A 16,842-nucleotide genomic window follows, 5' to 3' on the forward strand; every position below is an offset into this window, starting at 1 on the left:
AATGACTGCAACGAACCGCGAAGCTGCGATCAGCAAAACGCTGACGTACGAAGGCGGCTACACGAACGATCCCCGCGATCCAGGTGGAGCCACCAACTGGGGCATCACCATCAAAGACGCCCGCATGTACTGGAAGCCCAACGCGACCCCTGCGGACGTGAAGGCCATGCCGAAGTCTGTCGCCATCGACATCTACCGGCAGAAGTATTGGGCCGTCATGCGCTGCGACGAGCGCGACACAGGTCCTGACTTCGTTGACTTCGACTACGGCGTCAACTCAGGCGTCGGCCGCGTGACCAAGCTCCGCGCCAAGCTCGATCCTCAGAAGCTCTCGCCGGTCGCCTACGTGAAAGCCGCGTGCGCCGCGCGCAGCTCCTTCCTGCACGGCCTCAAGACGTGGTCTGTGTTCGGCAAGGGCTGGGGCCGCCGCGTAGCCGACGTGGAAGCCACAGGCGTCCGTATGGCCCTCGGGGCCTCGGGCAAGTCCGTCGCAAAGGGTCTCAAGAACGAAGCCACCAAGAACGCTGGCAAGGCCATCGCACACTCGACCGCTGGCGCCTCCACGGGCACCGTAGCGGCCCCTGTGATCCATCAGCTCGACTTCTCGACCGTTGCCGGTTGGGTGATCGCAGGCGTCCTTATCGTCGGCGGCATCTGGCTGATCTGGAACGCCGTGCAGGCCAACCATCGCGCCAACGCGTACAACGACAAGCTCAAGAATGCTTAACGAACTCTCTGACATCTGGGCCCGCCTTCGGGTCCACTGGCACGCCGTAGCGGTCGCTGTGATCGCCGCGTTGCCGGTCATCCTCACGCAGCTGGAAGGCGTTGATCTGACGCCCCTCCTCTCGCACATCATCCCGGCAGAGTATGTGCCCATTGTGGTCTCTCTGCTTCCCTTCGTGCTCGCGATCATGCGCCCTATGATCCACATGGAGGAGCCGAAGGACGATGCTTAGTGCTCTCCTCGGGCTCCCCGCGCTGCTCACGCAGTTCATGGGGGGCCTGTTCGGCTGGCTCAACAAGAAGCAGGACGTTGCGGTAACCGAGAACACCAATGCGCGCGACGTGACCACTGCAGCTCTGCAGATGGAGACCTCGCACTTCTCGGACGTGAAGGACGTCACCATGGCCATGATGTCTCACCCGGTCTTCTGGATCGCGTGGGGCCTCGGGGTCTTCCCGGTGATGCTCTATCACGCCGCAATCTTCTTCGTCAGCACATTCCCCGCGCTCGGCTGGACCGTACTCAAGGTCCCTGATGTCGAGCTTGAATACGCGCGCCTCGTCGTTGGCTCGGTCTTTACGTTGACCGGAGCTTCAACCGTTGTCGCAGGACTGGCCTCCGCATGGATCAAGAGAGTGTAATGGAAACCGCGACTACTGCAGGCGCAGGTGCTGCTCTGACCGCGCCTTGGTGGATACAGACGCTCACTCCCTACGGCCAGTTCGCCGTGATGGTGTTGGGCGGCATCTGGATCGCCGTGCAGCTCTACTACAAAATCAAGAACGAAAGACGCAAACGACGTGACGAAGAAAGTTAGCGAGGGCTTCGGCACCTCGCAGGCTGCGGTTACGACCACGGCTTCCAAGATTGTCGCCGGTCAATCCGGCATCGACACCGTCACCATCTACAATATCGGCAGCGCGGACTGTTACCTCGGCAATACGTCGGGCGTCCTCACGTCCACGGGCTTCAAGCTCGCGGCGGGTGCTGCGATCACGATGGAGACCACGCGCGACATCTACGCTATCGGCAGCGGCGCGACGACCCTCTGCATCCTCGTGGAGGGCTAATGGCTCGCCTATGGTTTCCGGGCGGCGGCGGCAGCGCTGCTACCCGGTTCAACCCGAACACCATTGTCGCCCTCGGTGACAGCCGCGTGGCGCAAATCCACGCCGACAGCATCTTCTACAACAAGAACGCGCAGAACCACTTCACCGTAGGCAACGCGCTCGCGGGCAACCGCGCGATCCTCGTGGCGAACTTCGGTAAGTCTGGTGACCGCACGGATCAGGTGCTGGCACGTCTGGCAGCTGCTCTCGCGACCGGCGCGAAGTTTCTCTACATCCACGCTGGCTGCAACGATATCGGTCAGCTGTATCCGACCGCGACCACCTCTGGCTCGACCGCGTGGGCCAACATCAAGACCATGATTGACGCCGCTGTCGCTATCGGCATGCAGGTGATCTACGTGCTCGATCCCGGCGCCACCAACTTCAACACGTCGATGATGGTGCAGCTCCTGACGCTCAACGAGAGCGCCCGCGAGTATGCCGAGCGTTGCCCGGGTCTCCATCTGCTCGACCTTCCGGCCGCGCTGTATGATCCGGCGAACGCCTCGACGACCACTGTGCCGCTGATCACCTCGCTCGACGGCACGCACGAGAACCTCGCCAGCTCCTACCTGGGTGGCAAGCTGTGGGCATCGCTGCTCACATCCATCATGCCTCCGCGTCCTCACGGCTTCCATGCGTCCTTTGAGACGCCCGGCCTCTCGACGATGAACCTGCTCGCCAACCCCATGTTCGCCACGACGACTGGCGGCACCGTGGGTACTGGCATGTCTGGCACCGTTGCGGGCAGCTGGACCGTCTCCCATGGCGGCAGCGCTGTGGTCAACGCGTCCGTTGGCACGGCCTCGGATGGCTCCGGTCTCAAGGAGCAGGTGATGGCCACCACGTTCTCCGCAGCGCTCGACGAGGGCCGCCTGCAGCAGGACGTCGTGCTCACCAACTGGTCTCCCGGTGACAAGATACAGGGCTCCGCTGAAATCGTAGTCGATGCGGGCTCAACGAACCTCGCAGGTGTCTGTCTGTACGTGCAGGCGAACGGTGTGCTCAACGGCACGCAGACCGCCGTCACCACGATGGACAACTACTGCATGACTGCAGGCTGGGGCGCCATGACCTCGGAGGGATACAAGATGCTCCTCCAGACTGAGGTGATGACCATCCCCGCGTATCAGACCAAGAGCTGGGTCACGGCCCACATCAAGGTTGTTGGCGCGGGCGCTGGATCAGCCACTGCGCGCGTGCGCCGCTTCGGCCTGCGCAAGCGTCTCTCCTAACCACTAACGAAAGGACCCTATGTCCCTCGACTTCTCCAAACTGACCGACGCGGTCGCCAAGGTCGCCACGCTGGCGTCCTCGCACGCTGATGTCTCCGCTGCCGTCGCTGCGGCCACTGCGGCTCGCGATGCGGCTCTGGCTGACCTCGCGCAGGCCCAGATCGACATCAACGCCATGGCCGACCAGCTGATCGCCGCCGCTACGACTCCTGCGGAGGCCGCTGGACTCGCTGCCGTCGCTGCCGCTGTTGTTGCCCCGGCTCCCGTCGTGGACGTCCCTGTGACTCCCGCTGTGGCTCCTGTGGCCCCTGCGGACCTGAACGCAGCTCCTGTGCCGCCCCTCGGCCCCGTAGTTGCTCCGGTCGCGCCGACCACCTTCCTCCCGGGCGATCCCCGGGCTCTGAAGGCCTAAACCAAAAGCCCCCTAAGGTTCCCGTCATGGGTTCCCTAGGGGGCTTTTTTTTCGAGTGTAGGCGTAGCTGTTGGACGCCTCGTTTTTAAGTACGTCACCCTGTCTCCCGGCTACGGGCACGCTTGGCGACACGTCTGACCCTTTGCAGCAGACGTACTCACTCGAAACCCAAGGAGCTACCTTGGGGTCTTCGGTCGGCCGAGCTTCTTGAGCACCAGCTGGACGCTCGGGCGGTCTCGGTCGATCTCCATCATGCCGGGCCCGGGGACGTCTTCGAACCCCGGGTGGCCTTTGTGCACGATGGTGTTGATTGGGTAGTCCTCGCCGTTGAGGGCACGCAGCTGTCGGATCAGCTCCAGGTAACGGATCTCAGCCTGATCGTAGATGCCATCATCGACGACGAAGGTGTTGCCCCAGCTGCTGTGGACTTCCTCAGGAGCGTAGTAGGCAACCTTGCGTTCGATCAGCCACCAACAGAGCGCAGTCAGCTCCTTGTCGAGCGCCTTCTTACTTGGTTTCCGCGCCAATGAAGGCCTCGTGGACGTCGTCGTACGTCAAGCCGTAGCGCGTGGCCATCATGCGGGCCCTGCTCTTCACACGGTAGACGGATTGGTTCAGGGGCTTGCCGTTGCGCATCACCACCCAGCCCACATGTATCTTCGTTAGGTCACGCAGCTGCATGGCGTCATACTCGACGGGGTCGCAGCCGCACTCAGGACAATGGTCGCTCATTCGATCACCAGTGCGTAGTCGAGACCATCGTTGAACGTGATGATCTGCGAAGGCTTCACGATGTCCCACCAGCGCTCGACAGGCATGAGCCTCTCGTCGCCAAAGGTGGGCTTGGGATACAGGCCGGGCACGTAGTGCACCTGTGAGTGCGCGATGCCACGGTAGCTGTCGATGACCTTGCGGATGGTCTCGTCGTCGAAGTGCTCAAGCATTCCATGCGAGTGCACAACGTCGGCCGAGGTAACCGCATGGCCGCTTGTGGCGTCGAGGCGCTGCACGAGGATGTCTGTGTCCTCGAAACGCTTGCTCATGGTCGCCAGCTGATCGGGATCGATATCTGTGGCCACCAGCGTTGCCAGCTCGATGATCGGCTCCAGCGCTGCGGTAATGGTGCCCGTGCCCGCACCAAGCTCCAGCACGGTGTCACCGGCTGTGATGCGGGAGCAGATGGCGTCAATGAAGACGCGATAGCGCTGCTTGGCGTACTCAAGATAGGACGCGTTCGCGCGCCCCTCATAGAAGGTTGCCCACGGGCTCATTGGTATCTCCGATGTTGTGGTGATCAGCCGAAGGTGTCGGCCAGTGCAGTCGCAATGCCGGGATAGGTCAGAGACCTCTTCTTCCAGCGGTCGGGACCGGGCGCAGCCATGTGCACCTCGGCTTTCGGTTTGGAGCCCACAGGGAGCCTCAGGGCCTTCCTGCAGTCCTCCCATTTGGGATACTTGGGCACGAGCAGCTTGCCGCTGCGGACCCAGAAGCATGTGCGCTTGGTGAAGGGATCGCCCCACATCCAAGGCTGGACAATCTGCGTCGGCTCAGCGCCGATGATGTCCTTTGCGTAGCCAAGCATGATGGGGTTCTCGCAGACCACCTCGGGGATGGCCTCCGTCTCCCAAAGCTCTTTGAAGAACGCTGCGCCCTCGCGAAGCTGCCTCCATCTCTCGGGATCGGGCCCGTTCGGCTTCTTGCCGTCGATGTAGAGATGCTTGCTTGAGCTGTTGGCTAGGAATGTGCACGGTGGATGAAAAATGCCTAGGTCCCATCCTCTGTCGAGGACGGTGAGAACGTCTTGCTGAAAATGATAGCGGCTGTCCGAGGGCTCAAGGTCACACGACCACGCATCGTGTCCCTTGGCCCTGAACGCGTCTCTCACTCGCCCGCTGAACTCGCAGCCGACGAGGACCCGTAGCTTGCGCTTCGGGATGTCAGTCTTTCGGTAGGATCAGTCTTCGCTCTTTGTCCACGCACACGGTTGACGGGGATCGCCCGCCTACCGTCGTGGTCCTGTAGCCGTGCTCAAGGCACCATTCGTATCGCGCGTTGTCACGCTGGATCGAGAAGTAAGCCAAGGGAAACATGGCGAGCACAACGCTCACCATGAAGCCAATGAACAGCTTGTCGTACCAACGCATCAGATGGCGCGTATCCGGCTGTAGCCACCGGCCGCCAGCACGATTGCGACACCAGCGATGCCGACGACGAACTCAGGCCCGTTGTAGACCGCTTGGGCCCACGGGTCGCCAGCAACGAGACCACCGGCCACGTAGCCGAGCAGCGCCGCACCAGCCCACACGAGGACCGGGAAGCGTGCCACGACGGCACTGATCAGCGCAGCGCCTGCGATCACCAGCGGGATCGAGAGGAGCACGCCGACCCACATGAGAGCGTAGGAGCCGTGCGCCAGACCAGCGATGGCCATGACGTTGTCGAGGCTCATGCCAGCGTCAGCCAGCGCGATGGTGGTGATGGCTGAGGTGAGCGTTGTGCAGACCTTGCTCGGGCCCGCCTCGTCCTCTTCGCCCATGACCATCTTGGCGGCCACGTAGACGAGGAAGGCGCCGCCAGCGATGCTGAGGGCCGGGACGCCGAGGAGCGTACCAGCGATGGACGCCATGACGACACGGAGGCCAATGGCCGCCACGGTGCCGCCGATGATGCCCCACTTCTGCTTGCTTGCCGGTAGTTGGCGGGCAACGAGCGCGATGACGACCGCGTTGTCACCTGAGAGCAGAAGGTCGATCCAGATGATGCCGAGAAGTGCTAGAAAGAATGTTTGCATTTGGTCTCCAAAAGGATCGAGGGATGCCGGTGTCAGGTCTCCGGTCTCTAGCTTCCCCACCACAGGGCACTGCACCCTCGTCCGAACTTGATCAGGCGAGCAGCTTCTTGGCGTCGAGGTTCAGGAGGCCACCGATGGTCTCCAGAACGGTCAGCTCTTCCGGCTTGATCTCGTCACCACAAACGTCCGCAGCGATCAGGAAGACGTCCTGACGCACGGTGACGTCGCGGCCCACGAGGGCCTCGATGTTGCGCTTGTTCTCCATGCGGCCCGCACGGGTCTTCGCGCGGATCAGGGCGAGCCCGTAGGCATCGCTGATCTGGGTGGAGTTGAACGAACCGGAGACGATGGTGTTCGACTGCATGCCCTTGATGGAGGCATCGACTTCGCTGTCTTCGACCACGCCGTCAGCAGCGGTCACGTTGGCGGCAGCGGAGGCAACACCCTTCAGGAAGGCGTCGTCGCCCACGTAGCTGTTGATCTTCTTGCGCGCGTCAGAGAAAACTTTGGCAAACAAACCCATAGGAGCAGTCCCTTTCAGAAGAACCATCGACGCACGGGGTATCCGCGCGCCATCTTGATGGTGGTGGTGATGATTTGGAAAATGCCGAGTGCGACGAGAGAGCCGAGGATGGCCATCAGTGCATCTTCACCCAGCCGGGGGTGTCTTCGTTGTGACGTTCGACGCGGGCGTAGACGTACTCGATTGCCTGCAGCACTTCAGACGCGGTCATGCCGCGATCCGTGCAGAAGTCTTCGATGGTCTCCGCGATGCGCTCGCGCAGTGCGATGGTCTCTTCACTCTCCACGGATGCGCTCCGCGTTCCAGCAGTTGTAGAAGTCAATCGGGAAACCGATGACGTAGTTGATCAGCCCCTCGACGAACACGATGGGCCACACGACGAGCATTGCGGCTCGACGGCGGCGCTTCGGCCACGTCGGGAGGTTTGGGAAGAGCCTCACTTACGCTTGCCCTTCACCTTGTTGGCGATGGAGCGGCCTTCGGCGTCGTCGTATGGCTCCTCGGCGGGAGCTTCGGTCTTCAGCTGCTTCGCGAGGTGACGCATGCCTTCCAAGATGGAAGTCAGGGTCTCTTCAATGCGCAGCAGAGCGTCCAGCGACTGCACCTCCATGGTGCGGACGTGGTTGGGCTCCATTGGCCTGCGGCGGTCTTCAAGGCTCATTGGGCCTCCTGAGGTGTGCAGTTGGGAATGAAGTTGAGCGGGAAGATGCAGATCGGCCCCTGCTGCGGCGGAAGAGCCTGAGGAGCAGGAGGTGCTTCACGCGGCACCACGTGTGATGGTCGTGCTGGCGCGGGTCGAACATGCGGCTTCACCTGGTTGGGACGATGCCGCACCACAGGCTTACGCTCGGGCGCCTTGCGGGGCTCGGGCGTCGGCGCGGTGATCTGCGGCGGTGTTGGGAAGGCGTTGAAGTCGTCCAGCGGTATCTGCCGCACCACCTCGGGCACCTTGGGGACCTCTGGCAGCTTCGGTGTGTGGAAGCTGCAGAAGCCTAGGAGCGCGAGGGGTGACAGAATGGCCGGACCAAGCAGTAGTCGCTTCATTGGTCCTTGAGTTTCAGTGATTGCACTTTGCCCCCTGAGTTGGCATCGCGCTTGATGGCGATCCGCACGGCATCCTTGGCAGATGCGCCAGCGTCCATCGCAGCGAAGGCATACGGTGATCCCGAGCCGGTCGCGTAGTAGCCCGGGTCCTGTTTGACCCACGCTTCCCCTTCGTATTCCCAGAGCGTCCCATCAGTACGCAGATGGAGCGCTGAGATGTCTTCGAGCTTCGGGTGCTTGACCTTCGCGGTCTTACGCATCGCCTGCAGGAGCAGCTCGGCATCCTGCACGCTCCCCGCCCACGCCACGATGGAGCCGTCACGCAGACGGTGGACCTTGCGGCGCTTGTCGGAGACGATCATGTCCCCTGCGGTGATGCGGCTATCGCACGCCAGCTCGCCGTCTCTGTAGGCGAGTGTGGTCATCGCGTGATCACTTCCTCCGACACGTCGTCAGGGGTCGCGTAGCGCCACGCAGTCGTCCAGCGGCCTTCGCCGTGGTCGAACACGCTGTACTCCACCTGCAGCGCAAGCATGTCCTGCGGCAGCAGCACGGACCACGGCATGACGCGCACGTAGCGCCGTTGGCCGGTCAGGCCGCCTTTGGTCTGCGGCGGCAGGAAGTCTGGGAAGCCGTCATTCCATTCAACCTTCGACATCAGCAAGCTCCTTCAGCGCCTCAGAGACGCGTCCTTGGTTCTTGTTCACTCGCCGTGCGATCTCGTGCACGGGCATGCCCCCATCACGCAGACGGCGGCAGAGCAGCTTCTCGCGGAAGCTCAGCGGGCCACGCGCGGTGCGCTTGACCTTGAACTCCGGTTTCTTGCGGTCCAGCAGAGGCAGGGCCTCGCAGATCGCATTGAACATCGTGATGGCGCTGTAGGCGTTGTCGCCTTGGATGGCGCCGTTCAAGATGCGCCGCGCCTTTCTGGTGTCGCTCATTTGCTCTCCACTGCTTGATTGAGTGCGTCGATCAGGTCGTAGACTTGGCCAAACGTCAGCTCACACACGTCCGCTGTGGAGCGGTCGGCGTATTGCTGGCGGATCACCAAGGTCTCGTCTGCTTTGGCGCCATCACGAGACCACCAGACCTCAATGAGAGGACAGCCGCGACGGAGTTGTCCGCCGCGTGTCGTCACTGCAGGTTCACCTTCGATGGTGTAGGTGGTCCCGTATTGGTCAGTGCTGCTCGACGCTGGCACGCTTGGCGGCCTCACGCTCACGCTGAGCTGCGTTGAGACGCTCCACGATGCTCTCTGCGGTGTGCAGAAGGTCGCACGTGGCTTTGCTGTGCTTCGTATTGTCGATCAGCTTGCCATTCAGCTCCGCGTCCAGCAGGATCGCGCAGCAGGCCATCACGGCGCCGAGGTTGTGAACCCCGGTATCGCGGGCGTAGCTCTCGCCGTACTTCCACAGCTCCAGGTGACGCAGGATCGCGCCGATGTAGGTCAGCTTCTCGACCGGAGTGTCGTTCCAGTTCTCAAAGCCGTACTTGTTGTTGCCGTCCATGTGGGCGAGCGACTGATGGATCATCCCTGCGAGCGGCAGGAGATGCAGCGGCGGCTTCTTGTCCCCGTAGAGCTTCTTGGGGTTCGGCGGGGTCGCAGGCATCACGCGGGCTGCGCGATCTGCGAGTTGCTGCAGGCTGTCGCCGGGGCGCGGCGTGTTGGTAACGATAGTCATCAGAGGTCGCTCTCGTAGAAGAACTTCAGCTTGACGGATCGAGCAGCGAAGAACTCGGCCAGTGCGCCCGAGCTGTTCTCCCAGCCCTTCATGAAGTAGATCGCGTCCGCGTTCTTGGTGATCCAGCCAAGGTCGTCGTTCATGCACTCGCGATAGTTGGCGTTCTTCTTCACGCCTTCCATATCGCCCCACTTGTCCAGATCGTTTTGGGCAGGGTTGAACACCTCGTGTCCCTTTGCCCGCAGCTCCGCAGCTACGCGGAAGAAGGCAGGGAAATTGAAGTCTTCGTAGCCAGTCATGGGACCGGCCAAATAGATTTTCATTACGTGCTTGGTGTCCAAAGGATTGGTGTTTTGGTTTCAGGGTCCCAGTCGCTCCAACGCAGGATGCGAGCGAGACGTGCCTGTGTGAGAGCGTCTTCCTCGGTGAGGTCTTTGGCCTTGTATTGCTCGACCACGGTCGCCCAGCCGGGCTTCTCCGTGAGGAGCTTCTCGGCCTTCACCTTGCCGATCCCGGGACAGCCTTTGTAGCCGTCCGAGGTATCGCCAACGAGCGTCTGGAACATGTGCCAGTAGTCGGCCTCTTGCTCGCTGATCTGCAGGAGGTCCTTCCCGGTCCACACGGTGCCCGGGATGGTCTTCATGTCCTTGTCCTGCGAGACGATGATGTGCTGCGCTTTGCTCTTCCGCGTGGCGAGTACACCCATCACGTCGTCGGCTTCCAGATCGTGGAAGGACTGGCACGTGTAGGTCTCAAGGACGCGGTCGCGGATGGTTTTGTAGCAGAGAGGCTTGCGGCTCTCGGTGCGATGGTTCTTGTACGTCGGGTCAACTGAGTAACGGAAGTTGGTCCGAGGATCGGTCGAGAAGCAGATGACGTGATCCTGCGTCTCGAACCTATCGAAGATGCGCTCGATCATCTCGGTCACGTTCTTCCACGCCTTGTTGCTGTTGGCGTAGAGCACGTGGTTCTGATCGTCCCACTTCACCTCTTCCTCGACGGCGGCACAGCCCTTGAAAACGAACTCGTCGCCGTCGATCAGCACTACCTTCTTTGGCATCAGGCCTCGTCGTACAGACGCTCGTCGTCGATGGCGTCCTCAGGCTCAGCCAGAGCTTCCTCAAGCGCTTCGAAGTAGTCCGCTGCACGCTCGGCAATGATCACCTGCGCCCTGCGGTCAGCCTCGATGGGATTGCGCTGAGACTCTTCGACTGCTTCCAGAAAGCCATCTTCCCAGCATTCCTTGGCCGTGATCTCGGTGTCGAACTCGTCTTCCAGCTCTTGGAAGGCAGCGCCCTGCTCGAACCCTTCGTCGAACGCGTTGTCGAGACGCTCCTCGACGTCCTGCTCGGCCTCTGCACGGCCCTCAACGAAGCCTTCGTTGTAAGCAGCCTGCATCGCTGCGGCGATCATGTGGTAGGTGTTGGCGACGACCGCAGTGCCATCAGCGCCGACCACGAAGTCAGTGGCGCGCTTCAGGGCATCGATGTTGATGTTTGCGAACTGCATTAGTCTTCCTTTTCGTTGAGCCATGAGAGGCCCTTGGTGGTGATGTGCCACGTCTTGGCGAAGCGCTGAGCGCCCACCTTGGTTGTGATCAGGTGCATCGAAGCCGCCATCGCGATGATGTCGGCCTCCTTGCGTGCGTAGTCGGATTTGACCCTGACGTGCTCGCGCCAGCATTCCCGCAGGGTGTGCCTGAGGCGAACGAGAGGATCAGTGTGTGTCTTTCCAGCTTGCGCCTTCGACGGCCTTGCTATCGAGGGGGACGCGGAAGCCGTACGGCTCGCCCGCTTTCCTCGCGTTGCGCACGAGGATTTCACCGATCTCTTCGGCGACTTCCTTGCGGCAGCAGACTTGGATTTCATCATGTACCCAGAGGACGAAGACGAAGTCCCCGTCCCATCCCAGCTTGAATTTGGAGCAGCATTCTTCGAAGGCATCCGCGAGCCAGCGCTTGCAGATGATCGCGCCAGCGCTCTGGATCAGGAAGTTGAGTGCAGAGTGCTCCGAGCGAACGGGTATCTTGCGCCCGTCCAGACCCGGCACACGCTTGCGCTTCTCAACCTGCTCCTCGATTTGCGAGCGGAGCTTGTCGAAGCCCTTGATGCGCGTGAGGAACGAGTTGCGGACCTTCTTGCCGACCTTCTCGATAGCGGCGTTGCTAGGAGGCGTCGCAGGATCACCAAAGAACTTGGTGTAGAGCGCGACCCCTTCGTCGCCTCCGTTGCGGAGAGCATTGAGCAGCGCTTCGTAAATGATAGCGCCTGCCTTGGCATTGCCGCAGCCGTAGACGTACGCGTAGATGAAGCGCTTGCTGCCATCTTCACGAACAATGACGTGCAGCTTTTTGTGCTTGTCACGCTCACCTTCGGCCAGCCCCATGACGCACGCGTGCAGCCAGTGAGGATCGCCCTCCAACACGGTCTTCGCATACTCACCACCATCGAACTTCGCGAGGTAGTGTGCGAGGCCGCGCAGCTCCAAGCCTTCTTGGTCGGCGCCGAGAGCAACCCAACCCTTCGGCATGGCAGGACCACGCATGAAGAGATCGCGAAACTCAGGACCGAACGGCTTCTTCGCGGACGGCACCTGCCCGAGATTGGGATACATGTGCGCGCCGCGTGACGTGATGGTCCCCATAGGGTTGATCACGCCGTGGATGCAGTTGTCCTCGCGCACGGAGGCCATGAGGGAGTTGTCGGTGCCACAGAGTTGCGACAGTCGCTTCTCGATCATCATCAGCTCACCGAGGCCGTCCATCTCGGGATACCGAGCAACGATGGACTCGATGACTTCTTCGTCGATCTGTGGCTTGCCACCTTCCGTGAACTTCGTCGGCTCCCAGCCGCGCTCAAGCAGAACCTTCGCGATGTGATCGCGAGAGCCCGGGTTGAACTCGACCAGCTTGAGCTTGGTGCACGGGTAGCCGTTGAACGGCGGCACCATCTTGGCCTTGCCGGTCTTCGGATTGATGACCAGCTCGGGCTCGCCGTACTCACCCCAGTAGCCCATCTTCTCGTTGGGCTTCTTCGGGTAGAAGATGGACTTCGTTGGGTCGGGGCTGATGGGCGCGTACCAGAAGCCGTAGGTCTCTTTGAGGACCTTCTCCAGCTCGTGCTGACGCTGCGTGAGGTTAGCTTGAAGCTCTCCCGCTGCCCTCAGGTCGAAAGGGACGCCGTGCTCCTCCATCGAGTCCACGACGCGGGCAACGCGGTGCTCCAGGTCGAGGGCTTCTTGGCTGTAGGCGTCTGGATTGAGGTGCTTCCACAAGTCGAAGTTCGTGGAGCAGTCCTGCCCCATGTACTCGAACATGTCCTCGTTGAACTCGCCCCACACAAAGTTGGCGATGTCCTTGGGATGTTCGAGGCCCATGGCGCGGGCCTTCGCCTCCATCATGTCCGCGTAGTCACCCTTGGGATTGCCCAAGCGATAGCCCCACGCACCGATGGTGTGCTTGCCCTTGTACTTCTTGCCGGGCGGCATCTTGCCCGAGCGGATCAGGTCCTCGTCTGTCGTCTTGACGCCGGGATACATCACGCGAGCGATGACCATGGTGTCTTTGACGACCTGACCGGGCTTCGGCCGGAAGACCTTTGGTTTCAGTTTGAGGAGCAGCTTGTGGTCATGGCGTTGCCAGTTGTGTCCAATGAGGACGTCGGCTTCGCTGAGACGCTCTGCAGCCTCGTCTACTTCGTCAGGGCGGTAGCCCTTGTACTCTCCTGTATCGACATCAGTGATGCCAACGCAGTGGATTTTGGTTGCCGTCGCCAGAAAGCCATTGCTCTCCGTGTCGGCAAGCAGTCTCAGAATGGTGCATCCTCCTTATCATCTGTCGGGTTGAACGATGTGTACTCGCTGAAGGGACACGCGACCTTGTAGGCGCCGCGTTCGCTATCCCACTCCAACGTGTCGGCCTCACCAGTCTCGCCGGTGATGCGGCACTTGAGTGAGCGCAGGAGCGCGAAGCGCTTCTTCTCCTCGTCCTGTTGATTGCGCTCGGCCGCCAGCACGTTGAACGACAGCTGCTCGATTGATGCTGAGCCGCGCATGTCGTTGAGGCTGATCTGGCCGCCTTCGTTGAAGTTCTTGCCCTGCGAGCGCTTGAGGTGGACGATGGCGATCACGCCGCAGCCCGTCTCCTTCACGAAGGACGCGAGCTTCGTCATCAGGATATCGATGTCCTTCCGCTCCCCTTCGCTGCCGCTCTCAAGTCCCGATGTCACAATGCTGATGTGATCGAGCACAATGAACTTGCAGCCGCTCGCCGCCATGTAACGCATCATGGTCAGCAGCCGGTCGCTCTCCAGCGAACCAAAGTGGTCGTAGAACATCATCTCGTCCCACACGACCGCAGCCAGTGCGGCGTCCCACTGTTCGTCAGTGATGCACTCGGGATCGGAGATGATGCGCTTGAGAGGCACACCCGCATGCAGCGCCACGTAGGCGTCAACCGTGGTGTCGTTGTCCTCCTCAAGGAAGATGTTGCCGACCTTGAGACCGTGCTTCGTCCGCATGTAGTACGCGATGTCGCGCGCCAACGTGGACTTGCCGATGCCAGAGCCTGCGCAGATGGTAGTGACCTCAGCCTCACGCAGGCCGAGCCACATCTCGTTCAGTGCAGGCCAAGGCAGCTCCCAGCCCTTCCTGCGCTTCTTCTTCAGGCGTTCCTTGGTGAACTCGCGGCCCTCGCGGATGCCATCAGGGCGCCACGGCTTGGCGTTGTAGTAGCAGCTGACAATCGGACCCGGCCCTACGGCCTGCAGGGTCTCATTAGCGTCCTTGTGGGGCACGGTCATGATCTTGACCTTGCCGACCGGCAGGATCGCGCAGGCTTCCTTGAGGGCCTTCTGTCCGGGCTCGTCGTTGTCGAAGCAGAGCACCACGTGGTCGAACCGGCAGAGCTTTTCGAAGTCAGCGATGAACGCCTTCTTCACGGAGCCCGAGCCGTTCGGGAGCGAGCCTGTCGGATACTTGTTGTCGAAGGCCTGCGACACGCTCATGCGGTCGATCTCGCCTTCCGTGATGATCACGGCCTTGCCCTTCTCGGGCCAGCCCCATGAACCGATGATGCCGCCGTTCTTCTTGAACGGGCTGTCACCAATCCAGCTGAAGTTCTTCTTGCTGTCTCGGGTCTTCTGGTCGATCACGCGACCTGTGTCATCCTTGATCAGCTGAATGTGGACGCGCTTGCCAGAAGCGTTCTCGCCTACCTGGTAGTCGCACTTGCGGCATGTCGCTTCGGTGATCCCGCGTGCCATCAGGTCTTCGTAGTGGCCCTTGATGGGCGACCACGGCTTGGTCTCAGTCTCGTCTTCTGTCACAGTCCTCTTCGTGCGCGGGGTGTGCTCAGCGTGTCCCGGGGGATAGCCGACCTTCTCGCAGCTGAAGCATTTCGGGGGACCTTCGTCGTAGATGGCGAAGGCGTCTGAGGAGGGACACCAAGGGCATCCCTCCTTCCGCAGCAGTTGGCCCATTTAGTCTTCGAGCACGTAACGCACGTAGCGAACGCCACCATCGTCAACCGGCCGCTCGGTGCGGATGCAGTAGCCTTCACGGCGGAGGCGATAGATGCAGTCGGGCAGGTTCACGATGCCGTAGACCTTGTCGGCCTTCAGACGCGTGATGTCGCCACGACGCTCCAGATGCGCGAGCACCTTGCGAGCCTGTTCGGGCAGTTCGAGGTCGCCAGCGAGATTGGGGACGCCGATGGTGAACGTTTCGTTCGACATGAGTTACTTCCTCTTCTTTCTGATGGGTGTTGCCACCGTCTTGGATCGGCTCAGATGCCAAGCGGTGATTTCGTCGAGCCACTCTTGCGGCACGATGCCTTTGTCCGACCACTTGAAGCCGTGATCGGTTGCCCACTTGCCTTGTGACGTGGGGGACTTTGGGTAGATCGGAGAAGATGCGCGTTCGAACACGAGCCGGATGTCCAGCTCTGGATGCTGCTCCTTCAGTAGGATCAGCTTCTGTCGTTCCTTCGCGCTGTCGCCGCTGTTCGACTGCTTGAAGCGAGGATTGCCTCCACCAAAGCGGCCCTTGGCCTCAATGATGATCGGACAAACCTCTTTCTCAGTGTCGAAGCAGAAGTCAGGAAGGTACTTCGCTTCGCGCTCGGGCACGATGTAGCGGACCCATTTCGCTTCATGGGCATACGCTACACCGGCCTTTTCGAGCTGCTCCGCTACCTTCTTCTCAAGCCCTGATCGAAACGTAGGCTCAAGAGTAAGTGCGGGCTTAGTCATTAGAACGGGATGTCGTCTTCGTCGTCTTCGGTGCCCTCGGGCCCGCCCTCAGACTCGTCCTCGTCCTTCGTGTCGCCGCTGGCGAAGCCGTCCTCTTCATCGAACGGATTGTCATCACGCGTCACCAGCTCCAGCAGCTGCAGGGAGTTGATGTACAGGTTGATGCCGCCACCAAAGCCGGTGTACGGGTTGACAGTGACGTAGACCTTCGCCTTCGACCCGCCGCCAATCTTCACGGCCACAGGGACCTCATTCTTCTTGGCGTCGTACACGGTCGGGCGATACTCCTCACCGCTGGTCGCAACCAGAGTGATCTCGCCGGTCTTCTTGTCCTTCTTCCACGGCTTCTTGCCGTCCTCCAGGTCGAACGCCTTGAGCTGTTCGTCCAGCCACGCATCGACAGCGCGATGGTCAGCATCGTTGAACTTCATGTTCACGATGTACCGGCGCTTCTCGGCCCCGCTCGGGCGGCCCTTCTTGTCCACCGGCTGGTAGACATCGACTTCGTTCAGCTTCGGCCACACGAGGGTGCTGGCCGGGAGGACCTTCTTAACTTTTTTCGCCATTGAAATGGGTAGTCAGTCTTTCAAATGTTTCAGTACGTAGAGCAGCAGCGGGAGCATCGCGAAAATTGCGAAGCCCAGAATGTGCTGCGTTGACATCAGGCGACGAGCGCCTTGATCTTGGCGGCGACAGCGGTTGCCTTCGCGGCAGCGGCGGTGGCCTCATTGGACAGCTTCGTGGTGAACTCAGCGGTGGCCGCGTAGTCAGCAGCCTCGGCCGTCTTCGCGATGGCAGCAGCTTCCAGCTTGTCCACGGTGCTGGTGAAGTTGGTGATGATAGCCTCGACGTCGTGCGAGACAGTCTGCTCGACACCAACGAAGAAGGCCTTGATCTTGGAGAACATCAGTCGTTTCGCTCCTAGGCGTTGAATTGCGGCGTGCAGGTACGCCATGTGGATTGGAGGTCACCGCCTGTGCAGACGACAACCGGGTGCTTCTTGGTCCCGCGCTCCACGTGGAAGCCTCGGGGATACGCAGGTGTGCAGGCGGGGCCTGCGAGGGCAGCAGT

The 16,842-nt window shown here is 61.2% G+C and carries 30 protein-coding genes; 7 read left to right on the plus strand and 23 right to left on the minus strand.

Translation table 11 applies throughout. The features are described from left to right. Nucleotide 1: 1 nt before the first annotated feature. From AB3L03_RS01115 to AB3L03_RS01145, 7 genes are read left to right on the plus strand one after another with little or no spacing between them, the layout of a single operon-like run. Complete coding sequence (locus AB3L03_RS01115) at nucleotides 2-727, plus strand: glycoside hydrolase family 108 protein (RefSeq protein ID WP_368508099.1); 726 nt, start codon at nucleotides 2-4, stop codon at nucleotides 725-727. Continuing rightward, a complete protein-coding gene (locus tag AB3L03_RS01120; protein ID WP_368508100.1) occupies nucleotides 720-959 on the plus strand; it encodes a hypothetical protein in 240 nt (79 codons plus the stop codon). The genes AB3L03_RS01115 and AB3L03_RS01120 overlap by 8 nt, the downstream gene beginning before the upstream one ends. Continuing rightward, on the plus strand, nucleotides 952-1,368 hold the full coding sequence (locus AB3L03_RS01125) for a hypothetical protein (RefSeq protein ID WP_368508101.1): 417 nt from the start codon (nucleotides 952-954) through the stop codon (nucleotides 1,366-1,368). The genes AB3L03_RS01120 and AB3L03_RS01125 overlap by 8 nt, the downstream gene beginning before the upstream one ends. After that, on the plus strand, nucleotides 1,368-1,544 hold the full coding sequence (locus tag AB3L03_RS01130) for a hypothetical protein (RefSeq protein ID WP_368508102.1): 177 nt from the start codon (nucleotides 1,368-1,370) through the stop codon (nucleotides 1,542-1,544). The genes AB3L03_RS01125 and AB3L03_RS01130 overlap by 1 nt, the downstream gene beginning before the upstream one ends. Further along, nucleotides 1,528-1,797 carry a hypothetical protein gene (locus AB3L03_RS01135; protein ID WP_368508103.1) on the plus strand — a complete coding sequence of 90 codons (270 nt, stop codon included), beginning with the start codon at nucleotides 1,528-1,530 and terminating at the stop codon, nucleotides 1,795-1,797. Before AB3L03_RS01130 ends, AB3L03_RS01135 begins: the two co-directional genes overlap by 17 nt. Continuing rightward, nucleotides 1,797-3,071, plus strand: a complete 1,275-nt coding sequence (locus AB3L03_RS01140) for an SGNH/GDSL hydrolase family protein (protein ID WP_368508104.1) — start codon at nucleotides 1,797-1,799, stop codon at nucleotides 3,069-3,071. Before AB3L03_RS01135 ends, AB3L03_RS01140 begins: the two co-directional genes overlap by 1 nt. Before the next feature lie 19 nt (nucleotides 3,072-3,090). Then, entirely contained in the window at nucleotides 3,091-3,483 is a 393-nt protein-coding gene (locus AB3L03_RS01145) for a hypothetical protein (protein ID WP_368508105.1), read from the plus strand. 176 nt (nucleotides 3,484-3,659) lie between these two features. On the opposite strand, the gene AB3L03_RS01150 is transcribed toward AB3L03_RS01145, so the two are convergent. The 23 genes from AB3L03_RS01150 to AB3L03_RS01260 form a co-directional block, all read right to left on the minus strand. Then, nucleotides 3,660-4,010 carry a hypothetical protein gene (locus AB3L03_RS01150; protein WP_368508106.1) on the minus strand — a complete coding sequence of 117 codons (351 nt, stop codon included), beginning with the start codon at nucleotides 4,008-4,010 and terminating at the stop codon, nucleotides 3,660-3,662. Next, nucleotides 3,991-4,164, minus strand: coding sequence for a hypothetical protein (locus AB3L03_RS01155; RefSeq protein ID WP_368508107.1), 174 nt, complete (start codon nucleotides 4,162-4,164; stop codon nucleotides 3,991-3,993). The genes AB3L03_RS01150 and AB3L03_RS01155 overlap by 20 nt, the downstream gene beginning before the upstream one ends. A gap of 47 nt (nucleotides 4,165-4,211) precedes the next feature. Next, complete coding sequence (locus tag AB3L03_RS01160; protein WP_368508108.1) at nucleotides 4,212-4,754, minus strand: class I SAM-dependent methyltransferase; 543 nt, start codon at nucleotides 4,752-4,754, stop codon at nucleotides 4,212-4,214. A 23-nt stretch (nucleotides 4,755-4,777) separates the two neighbouring features. Then, complete coding sequence (locus tag AB3L03_RS01165) at nucleotides 4,778-5,368, minus strand: hypothetical protein (protein WP_368508109.1); 591 nt, start codon at nucleotides 5,366-5,368, stop codon at nucleotides 4,778-4,780. A 258-nt stretch (nucleotides 5,369-5,626) separates the two neighbouring features. After that, entirely contained in the window at nucleotides 5,627-6,274 is a 648-nt protein-coding gene (locus AB3L03_RS01170; RefSeq protein ID WP_368508110.1) for a TerC family protein, read from the minus strand. Between the two features lie 91 nt (nucleotides 6,275-6,365). Next, nucleotides 6,366-6,797 (minus strand): Tellurite resistance protein TerB, encoded by a 432-nt coding sequence (locus AB3L03_RS01175; RefSeq protein WP_368508111.1) that lies wholly within the window; start codon nucleotides 6,795-6,797, stop codon nucleotides 6,366-6,368. 115 nt (nucleotides 6,798-6,912) lie between these two features. Beyond that, nucleotides 6,913-7,083: a hypothetical protein gene (locus tag AB3L03_RS01180; protein WP_368508112.1), complete on the minus strand. Its 171-nt coding sequence runs from the start codon at nucleotides 7,081-7,083 to the stop codon at nucleotides 6,913-6,915. Nucleotides 7,084-7,233: 150 nt separating this feature from the next. After that, on the minus strand, nucleotides 7,234-7,458 hold the full coding sequence (locus tag AB3L03_RS01185; protein WP_368508113.1) for a hypothetical protein: 225 nt from the start codon (nucleotides 7,456-7,458) through the stop codon (nucleotides 7,234-7,236). After that, nucleotides 7,455-7,841: a hypothetical protein gene (locus tag AB3L03_RS01190; protein WP_368508114.1), complete on the minus strand. Its 387-nt coding sequence runs from the start codon at nucleotides 7,839-7,841 to the stop codon at nucleotides 7,455-7,457. The genes AB3L03_RS01185 and AB3L03_RS01190 overlap by 4 nt, the downstream gene beginning before the upstream one ends. Then, nucleotides 7,838-8,266 (minus strand): hypothetical protein, encoded by a 429-nt coding sequence (locus AB3L03_RS01195; RefSeq protein WP_368508115.1) that lies wholly within the window; start codon nucleotides 8,264-8,266, stop codon nucleotides 7,838-7,840. The genes AB3L03_RS01190 and AB3L03_RS01195 overlap by 4 nt, the downstream gene beginning before the upstream one ends. Next, on the minus strand, nucleotides 8,263-8,499 hold the full coding sequence (locus AB3L03_RS01200) for a hypothetical protein (protein ID WP_368508116.1): 237 nt from the start codon (nucleotides 8,497-8,499) through the stop codon (nucleotides 8,263-8,265). Before AB3L03_RS01200 ends, AB3L03_RS01195 begins: the two co-directional genes overlap by 4 nt. Then, nucleotides 8,486-8,782 (minus strand): hypothetical protein, encoded by a 297-nt coding sequence (locus tag AB3L03_RS01205; protein ID WP_368508117.1) that lies wholly within the window; start codon nucleotides 8,780-8,782, stop codon nucleotides 8,486-8,488. Before AB3L03_RS01205 ends, AB3L03_RS01200 begins: the two co-directional genes overlap by 14 nt. Further along, a complete protein-coding gene (locus AB3L03_RS01210) occupies nucleotides 8,779-8,979 on the minus strand; it encodes a hypothetical protein (RefSeq protein ID WP_368508118.1) in 201 nt (66 codons plus the stop codon). Before AB3L03_RS01210 ends, AB3L03_RS01205 begins: the two co-directional genes overlap by 4 nt. 40 nt (nucleotides 8,980-9,019) lie before the next feature. Beyond that, nucleotides 9,020-9,523 (minus strand): dATP/dGTP diphosphohydrolase domain-containing protein, encoded by a 504-nt coding sequence (locus AB3L03_RS01215; protein WP_368508119.1) that lies wholly within the window; start codon nucleotides 9,521-9,523, stop codon nucleotides 9,020-9,022. Next, nucleotides 9,523-9,846 (minus strand): DUF4406 domain-containing protein, encoded by a 324-nt coding sequence (locus AB3L03_RS01220; protein ID WP_368508120.1) that lies wholly within the window; start codon nucleotides 9,844-9,846, stop codon nucleotides 9,523-9,525. The genes AB3L03_RS01215 and AB3L03_RS01220 overlap by 1 nt, the downstream gene beginning before the upstream one ends. After that, nucleotides 9,846-10,583 carry a hypothetical protein gene (locus AB3L03_RS01225; protein WP_368508121.1) on the minus strand — a complete coding sequence of 246 codons (738 nt, stop codon included), beginning with the start codon at nucleotides 10,581-10,583 and terminating at the stop codon, nucleotides 9,846-9,848. Before AB3L03_RS01225 ends, AB3L03_RS01220 begins: the two co-directional genes overlap by 1 nt. Then, the gene (locus tag AB3L03_RS01230; RefSeq protein ID WP_368508122.1) at nucleotides 10,583-11,032 is read right to left on the minus strand and encodes a hypothetical protein; all 450 of its coding nucleotides are present in this window, start codon (nucleotides 11,030-11,032) and stop codon (nucleotides 10,583-10,585) included. Before AB3L03_RS01230 ends, AB3L03_RS01225 begins: the two co-directional genes overlap by 1 nt. Nucleotides 11,033-11,239: 207 nt before the next feature. Further along, nucleotides 11,240-13,078 (minus strand): DNA polymerase, encoded by a 1,839-nt coding sequence (locus tag AB3L03_RS01235; protein WP_368508123.1) that lies wholly within the window; start codon nucleotides 13,076-13,078, stop codon nucleotides 11,240-11,242. Between the two features lie 251 nt (nucleotides 13,079-13,329). After that, nucleotides 13,330-14,847: a DnaB-like helicase C-terminal domain-containing protein gene (locus AB3L03_RS01240; RefSeq protein WP_368508124.1), complete on the minus strand. Its 1,518-nt coding sequence runs from the start codon at nucleotides 14,845-14,847 to the stop codon at nucleotides 13,330-13,332. Nucleotides 14,848-15,000: 153 nt separating this feature from the next. Then, complete coding sequence (locus AB3L03_RS01245) at nucleotides 15,001-15,255, minus strand: helix-turn-helix domain-containing protein (RefSeq protein WP_368508125.1); 255 nt, start codon at nucleotides 15,253-15,255, stop codon at nucleotides 15,001-15,003. Nucleotides 15,256-15,258: 3 nt separating this feature from the next. Further along, nucleotides 15,259-15,771: a hypothetical protein gene (locus AB3L03_RS01250; protein WP_368508126.1), complete on the minus strand. Its 513-nt coding sequence runs from the start codon at nucleotides 15,769-15,771 to the stop codon at nucleotides 15,259-15,261. Beyond that, the gene (locus AB3L03_RS01255) at nucleotides 15,771-16,337 is read right to left on the minus strand and encodes a hypothetical protein (protein ID WP_368508127.1); all 567 of its coding nucleotides are present in this window, start codon (nucleotides 16,335-16,337) and stop codon (nucleotides 15,771-15,773) included. Before AB3L03_RS01255 ends, AB3L03_RS01250 begins: the two co-directional genes overlap by 1 nt. 95 nt (nucleotides 16,338-16,432) lie before the next feature. Continuing rightward, on the minus strand, nucleotides 16,433-16,678 hold the full coding sequence (locus AB3L03_RS01260) for a hypothetical protein (RefSeq protein ID WP_368508128.1): 246 nt from the start codon (nucleotides 16,676-16,678) through the stop codon (nucleotides 16,433-16,435). Nucleotides 16,679-16,842 lie beyond the last annotated feature (164 nt).

Source organism: Bradyrhizobium lupini, from assembly GCF_040939785.1.
GTDB classification, from domain to species: domain Bacteria; phylum Pseudomonadota; class Alphaproteobacteria; order Rhizobiales; family Xanthobacteraceae; genus Bradyrhizobium; species Bradyrhizobium canariense_D.

What these genes read in the sequence shown, in the direction of transcription:
- AB3L03_RS01115 (WP_368508099.1), top strand. Translation starts at nt 2, where the DNA reads ATGACTGCAACGAACCGCGAAGCTGCGATCAGCAAAACGCTGACGTAC.
- AB3L03_RS01120 (WP_368508100.1), top strand. Translation starts at nt 720, where the DNA reads ATGCTTAACGAACTCTCTGACATCTGGGCCCGCCTTCGGGTCCACTGG.
- AB3L03_RS01125 (WP_368508101.1), top strand. Translation starts at nt 952, where the DNA reads ATGCTTAGTGCTCTCCTCGGGCTCCCCGCGCTGCTCACGCAGTTCATG.
- AB3L03_RS01130 (WP_368508102.1), top strand. Translation starts at nt 1,368, where the DNA reads ATGGAAACCGCGACTACTGCAGGCGCAGGTGCTGCTCTGACCGCGCCT.
- AB3L03_RS01140 (WP_368508104.1), top strand. Translation starts at nt 1,797, where the DNA reads ATGGCTCGCCTATGGTTTCCGGGCGGCGGCGGCAGCGCTGCTACCCGG.
- AB3L03_RS01145 (WP_368508105.1), top strand. Translation starts at nt 3,091, where the DNA reads ATGTCCCTCGACTTCTCCAAACTGACCGACGCGGTCGCCAAGGTCGCC.
- AB3L03_RS01155 (WP_368508107.1), bottom strand. Translation starts at nt 4,164, where the DNA reads ATGCAGCTGCGTGACCTAACGAAGATACATGTGGGCTGGGTGGTGATG.
- AB3L03_RS01160 (WP_368508108.1), bottom strand. Translation starts at nt 4,754, where the DNA reads ATGAGCCCGTGGGCAACCTTCTATGAGGGGCGCGCGAACGCGTCCTAT.
- AB3L03_RS01170 (WP_368508110.1), bottom strand. Translation starts at nt 6,274, where the DNA reads ATGCAAACATTCTTTCTAGCACTTCTCGGCATCATCTGGATCGACCTT.
- AB3L03_RS01175 (WP_368508111.1), bottom strand. Translation starts at nt 6,797, where the DNA reads ATGGGTTTGTTTGCCAAAGTTTTCTCTGACGCGCGCAAGAAGATCAAC.
- AB3L03_RS01185 (WP_368508113.1), bottom strand. Translation starts at nt 7,458, where the DNA reads ATGAGCCTTGAAGACCGCCGCAGGCCAATGGAGCCCAACCACGTCCGC.
- AB3L03_RS01190 (WP_368508114.1), bottom strand. Translation starts at nt 7,841, where the DNA reads ATGAAGCGACTACTGCTTGGTCCGGCCATTCTGTCACCCCTCGCGCTC.
- AB3L03_RS01195 (WP_368508115.1), bottom strand. Translation starts at nt 8,266, where the DNA reads ATGACCACACTCGCCTACAGAGACGGCGAGCTGGCGTGCGATAGCCGC.
- AB3L03_RS01200 (WP_368508116.1), bottom strand. Translation starts at nt 8,499, where the DNA reads ATGTCGAAGGTTGAATGGAATGACGGCTTCCCAGACTTCCTGCCGCCG.
- AB3L03_RS01205 (WP_368508117.1), bottom strand. Translation starts at nt 8,782, where the DNA reads ATGAGCGACACCAGAAAGGCGCGGCGCATCTTGAACGGCGCCATCCAA.
- AB3L03_RS01215 (WP_368508119.1), bottom strand. Translation starts at nt 9,523, where the DNA reads ATGACTATCGTTACCAACACGCCGCGCCCCGGCGACAGCCTGCAGCAA.
- AB3L03_RS01220 (WP_368508120.1), bottom strand. Translation starts at nt 9,846, where the DNA reads ATGAAAATCTATTTGGCCGGTCCCATGACTGGCTACGAAGACTTCAAT.
- AB3L03_RS01225 (WP_368508121.1), bottom strand. Translation starts at nt 10,583, where the DNA reads ATGCCAAAGAAGGTAGTGCTGATCGACGGCGACGAGTTCGTTTTCAAG.
- AB3L03_RS01230 (WP_368508122.1), bottom strand. Translation starts at nt 11,032, where the DNA reads ATGCAGTTCGCAAACATCAACATCGATGCCCTGAAGCGCGCCACTGAC.
- AB3L03_RS01235 (WP_368508123.1), bottom strand. Translation starts at nt 13,078, where the DNA reads ATGGTCATCGCTCGCGTGATGTATCCCGGCGTCAAGACGACAGACGAG.
- AB3L03_RS01245 (WP_368508125.1), bottom strand. Translation starts at nt 15,255, where the DNA reads ATGTCGAACGAAACGTTCACCATCGGCGTCCCCAATCTCGCTGGCGAC.
- AB3L03_RS01250 (WP_368508126.1), bottom strand. Translation starts at nt 15,771, where the DNA reads ATGACTAAGCCCGCACTTACTCTTGAGCCTACGTTTCGATCAGGGCTT.
- AB3L03_RS01255 (WP_368508127.1), bottom strand. Translation starts at nt 16,337, where the DNA reads ATGGCGAAAAAAGTTAAGAAGGTCCTCCCGGCCAGCACCCTCGTGTGG.
- AB3L03_RS01260 (WP_368508128.1), bottom strand. Translation starts at nt 16,678, where the DNA reads ATGTTCTCCAAGATCAAGGCCTTCTTCGTTGGTGTCGAGCAGACTGTC.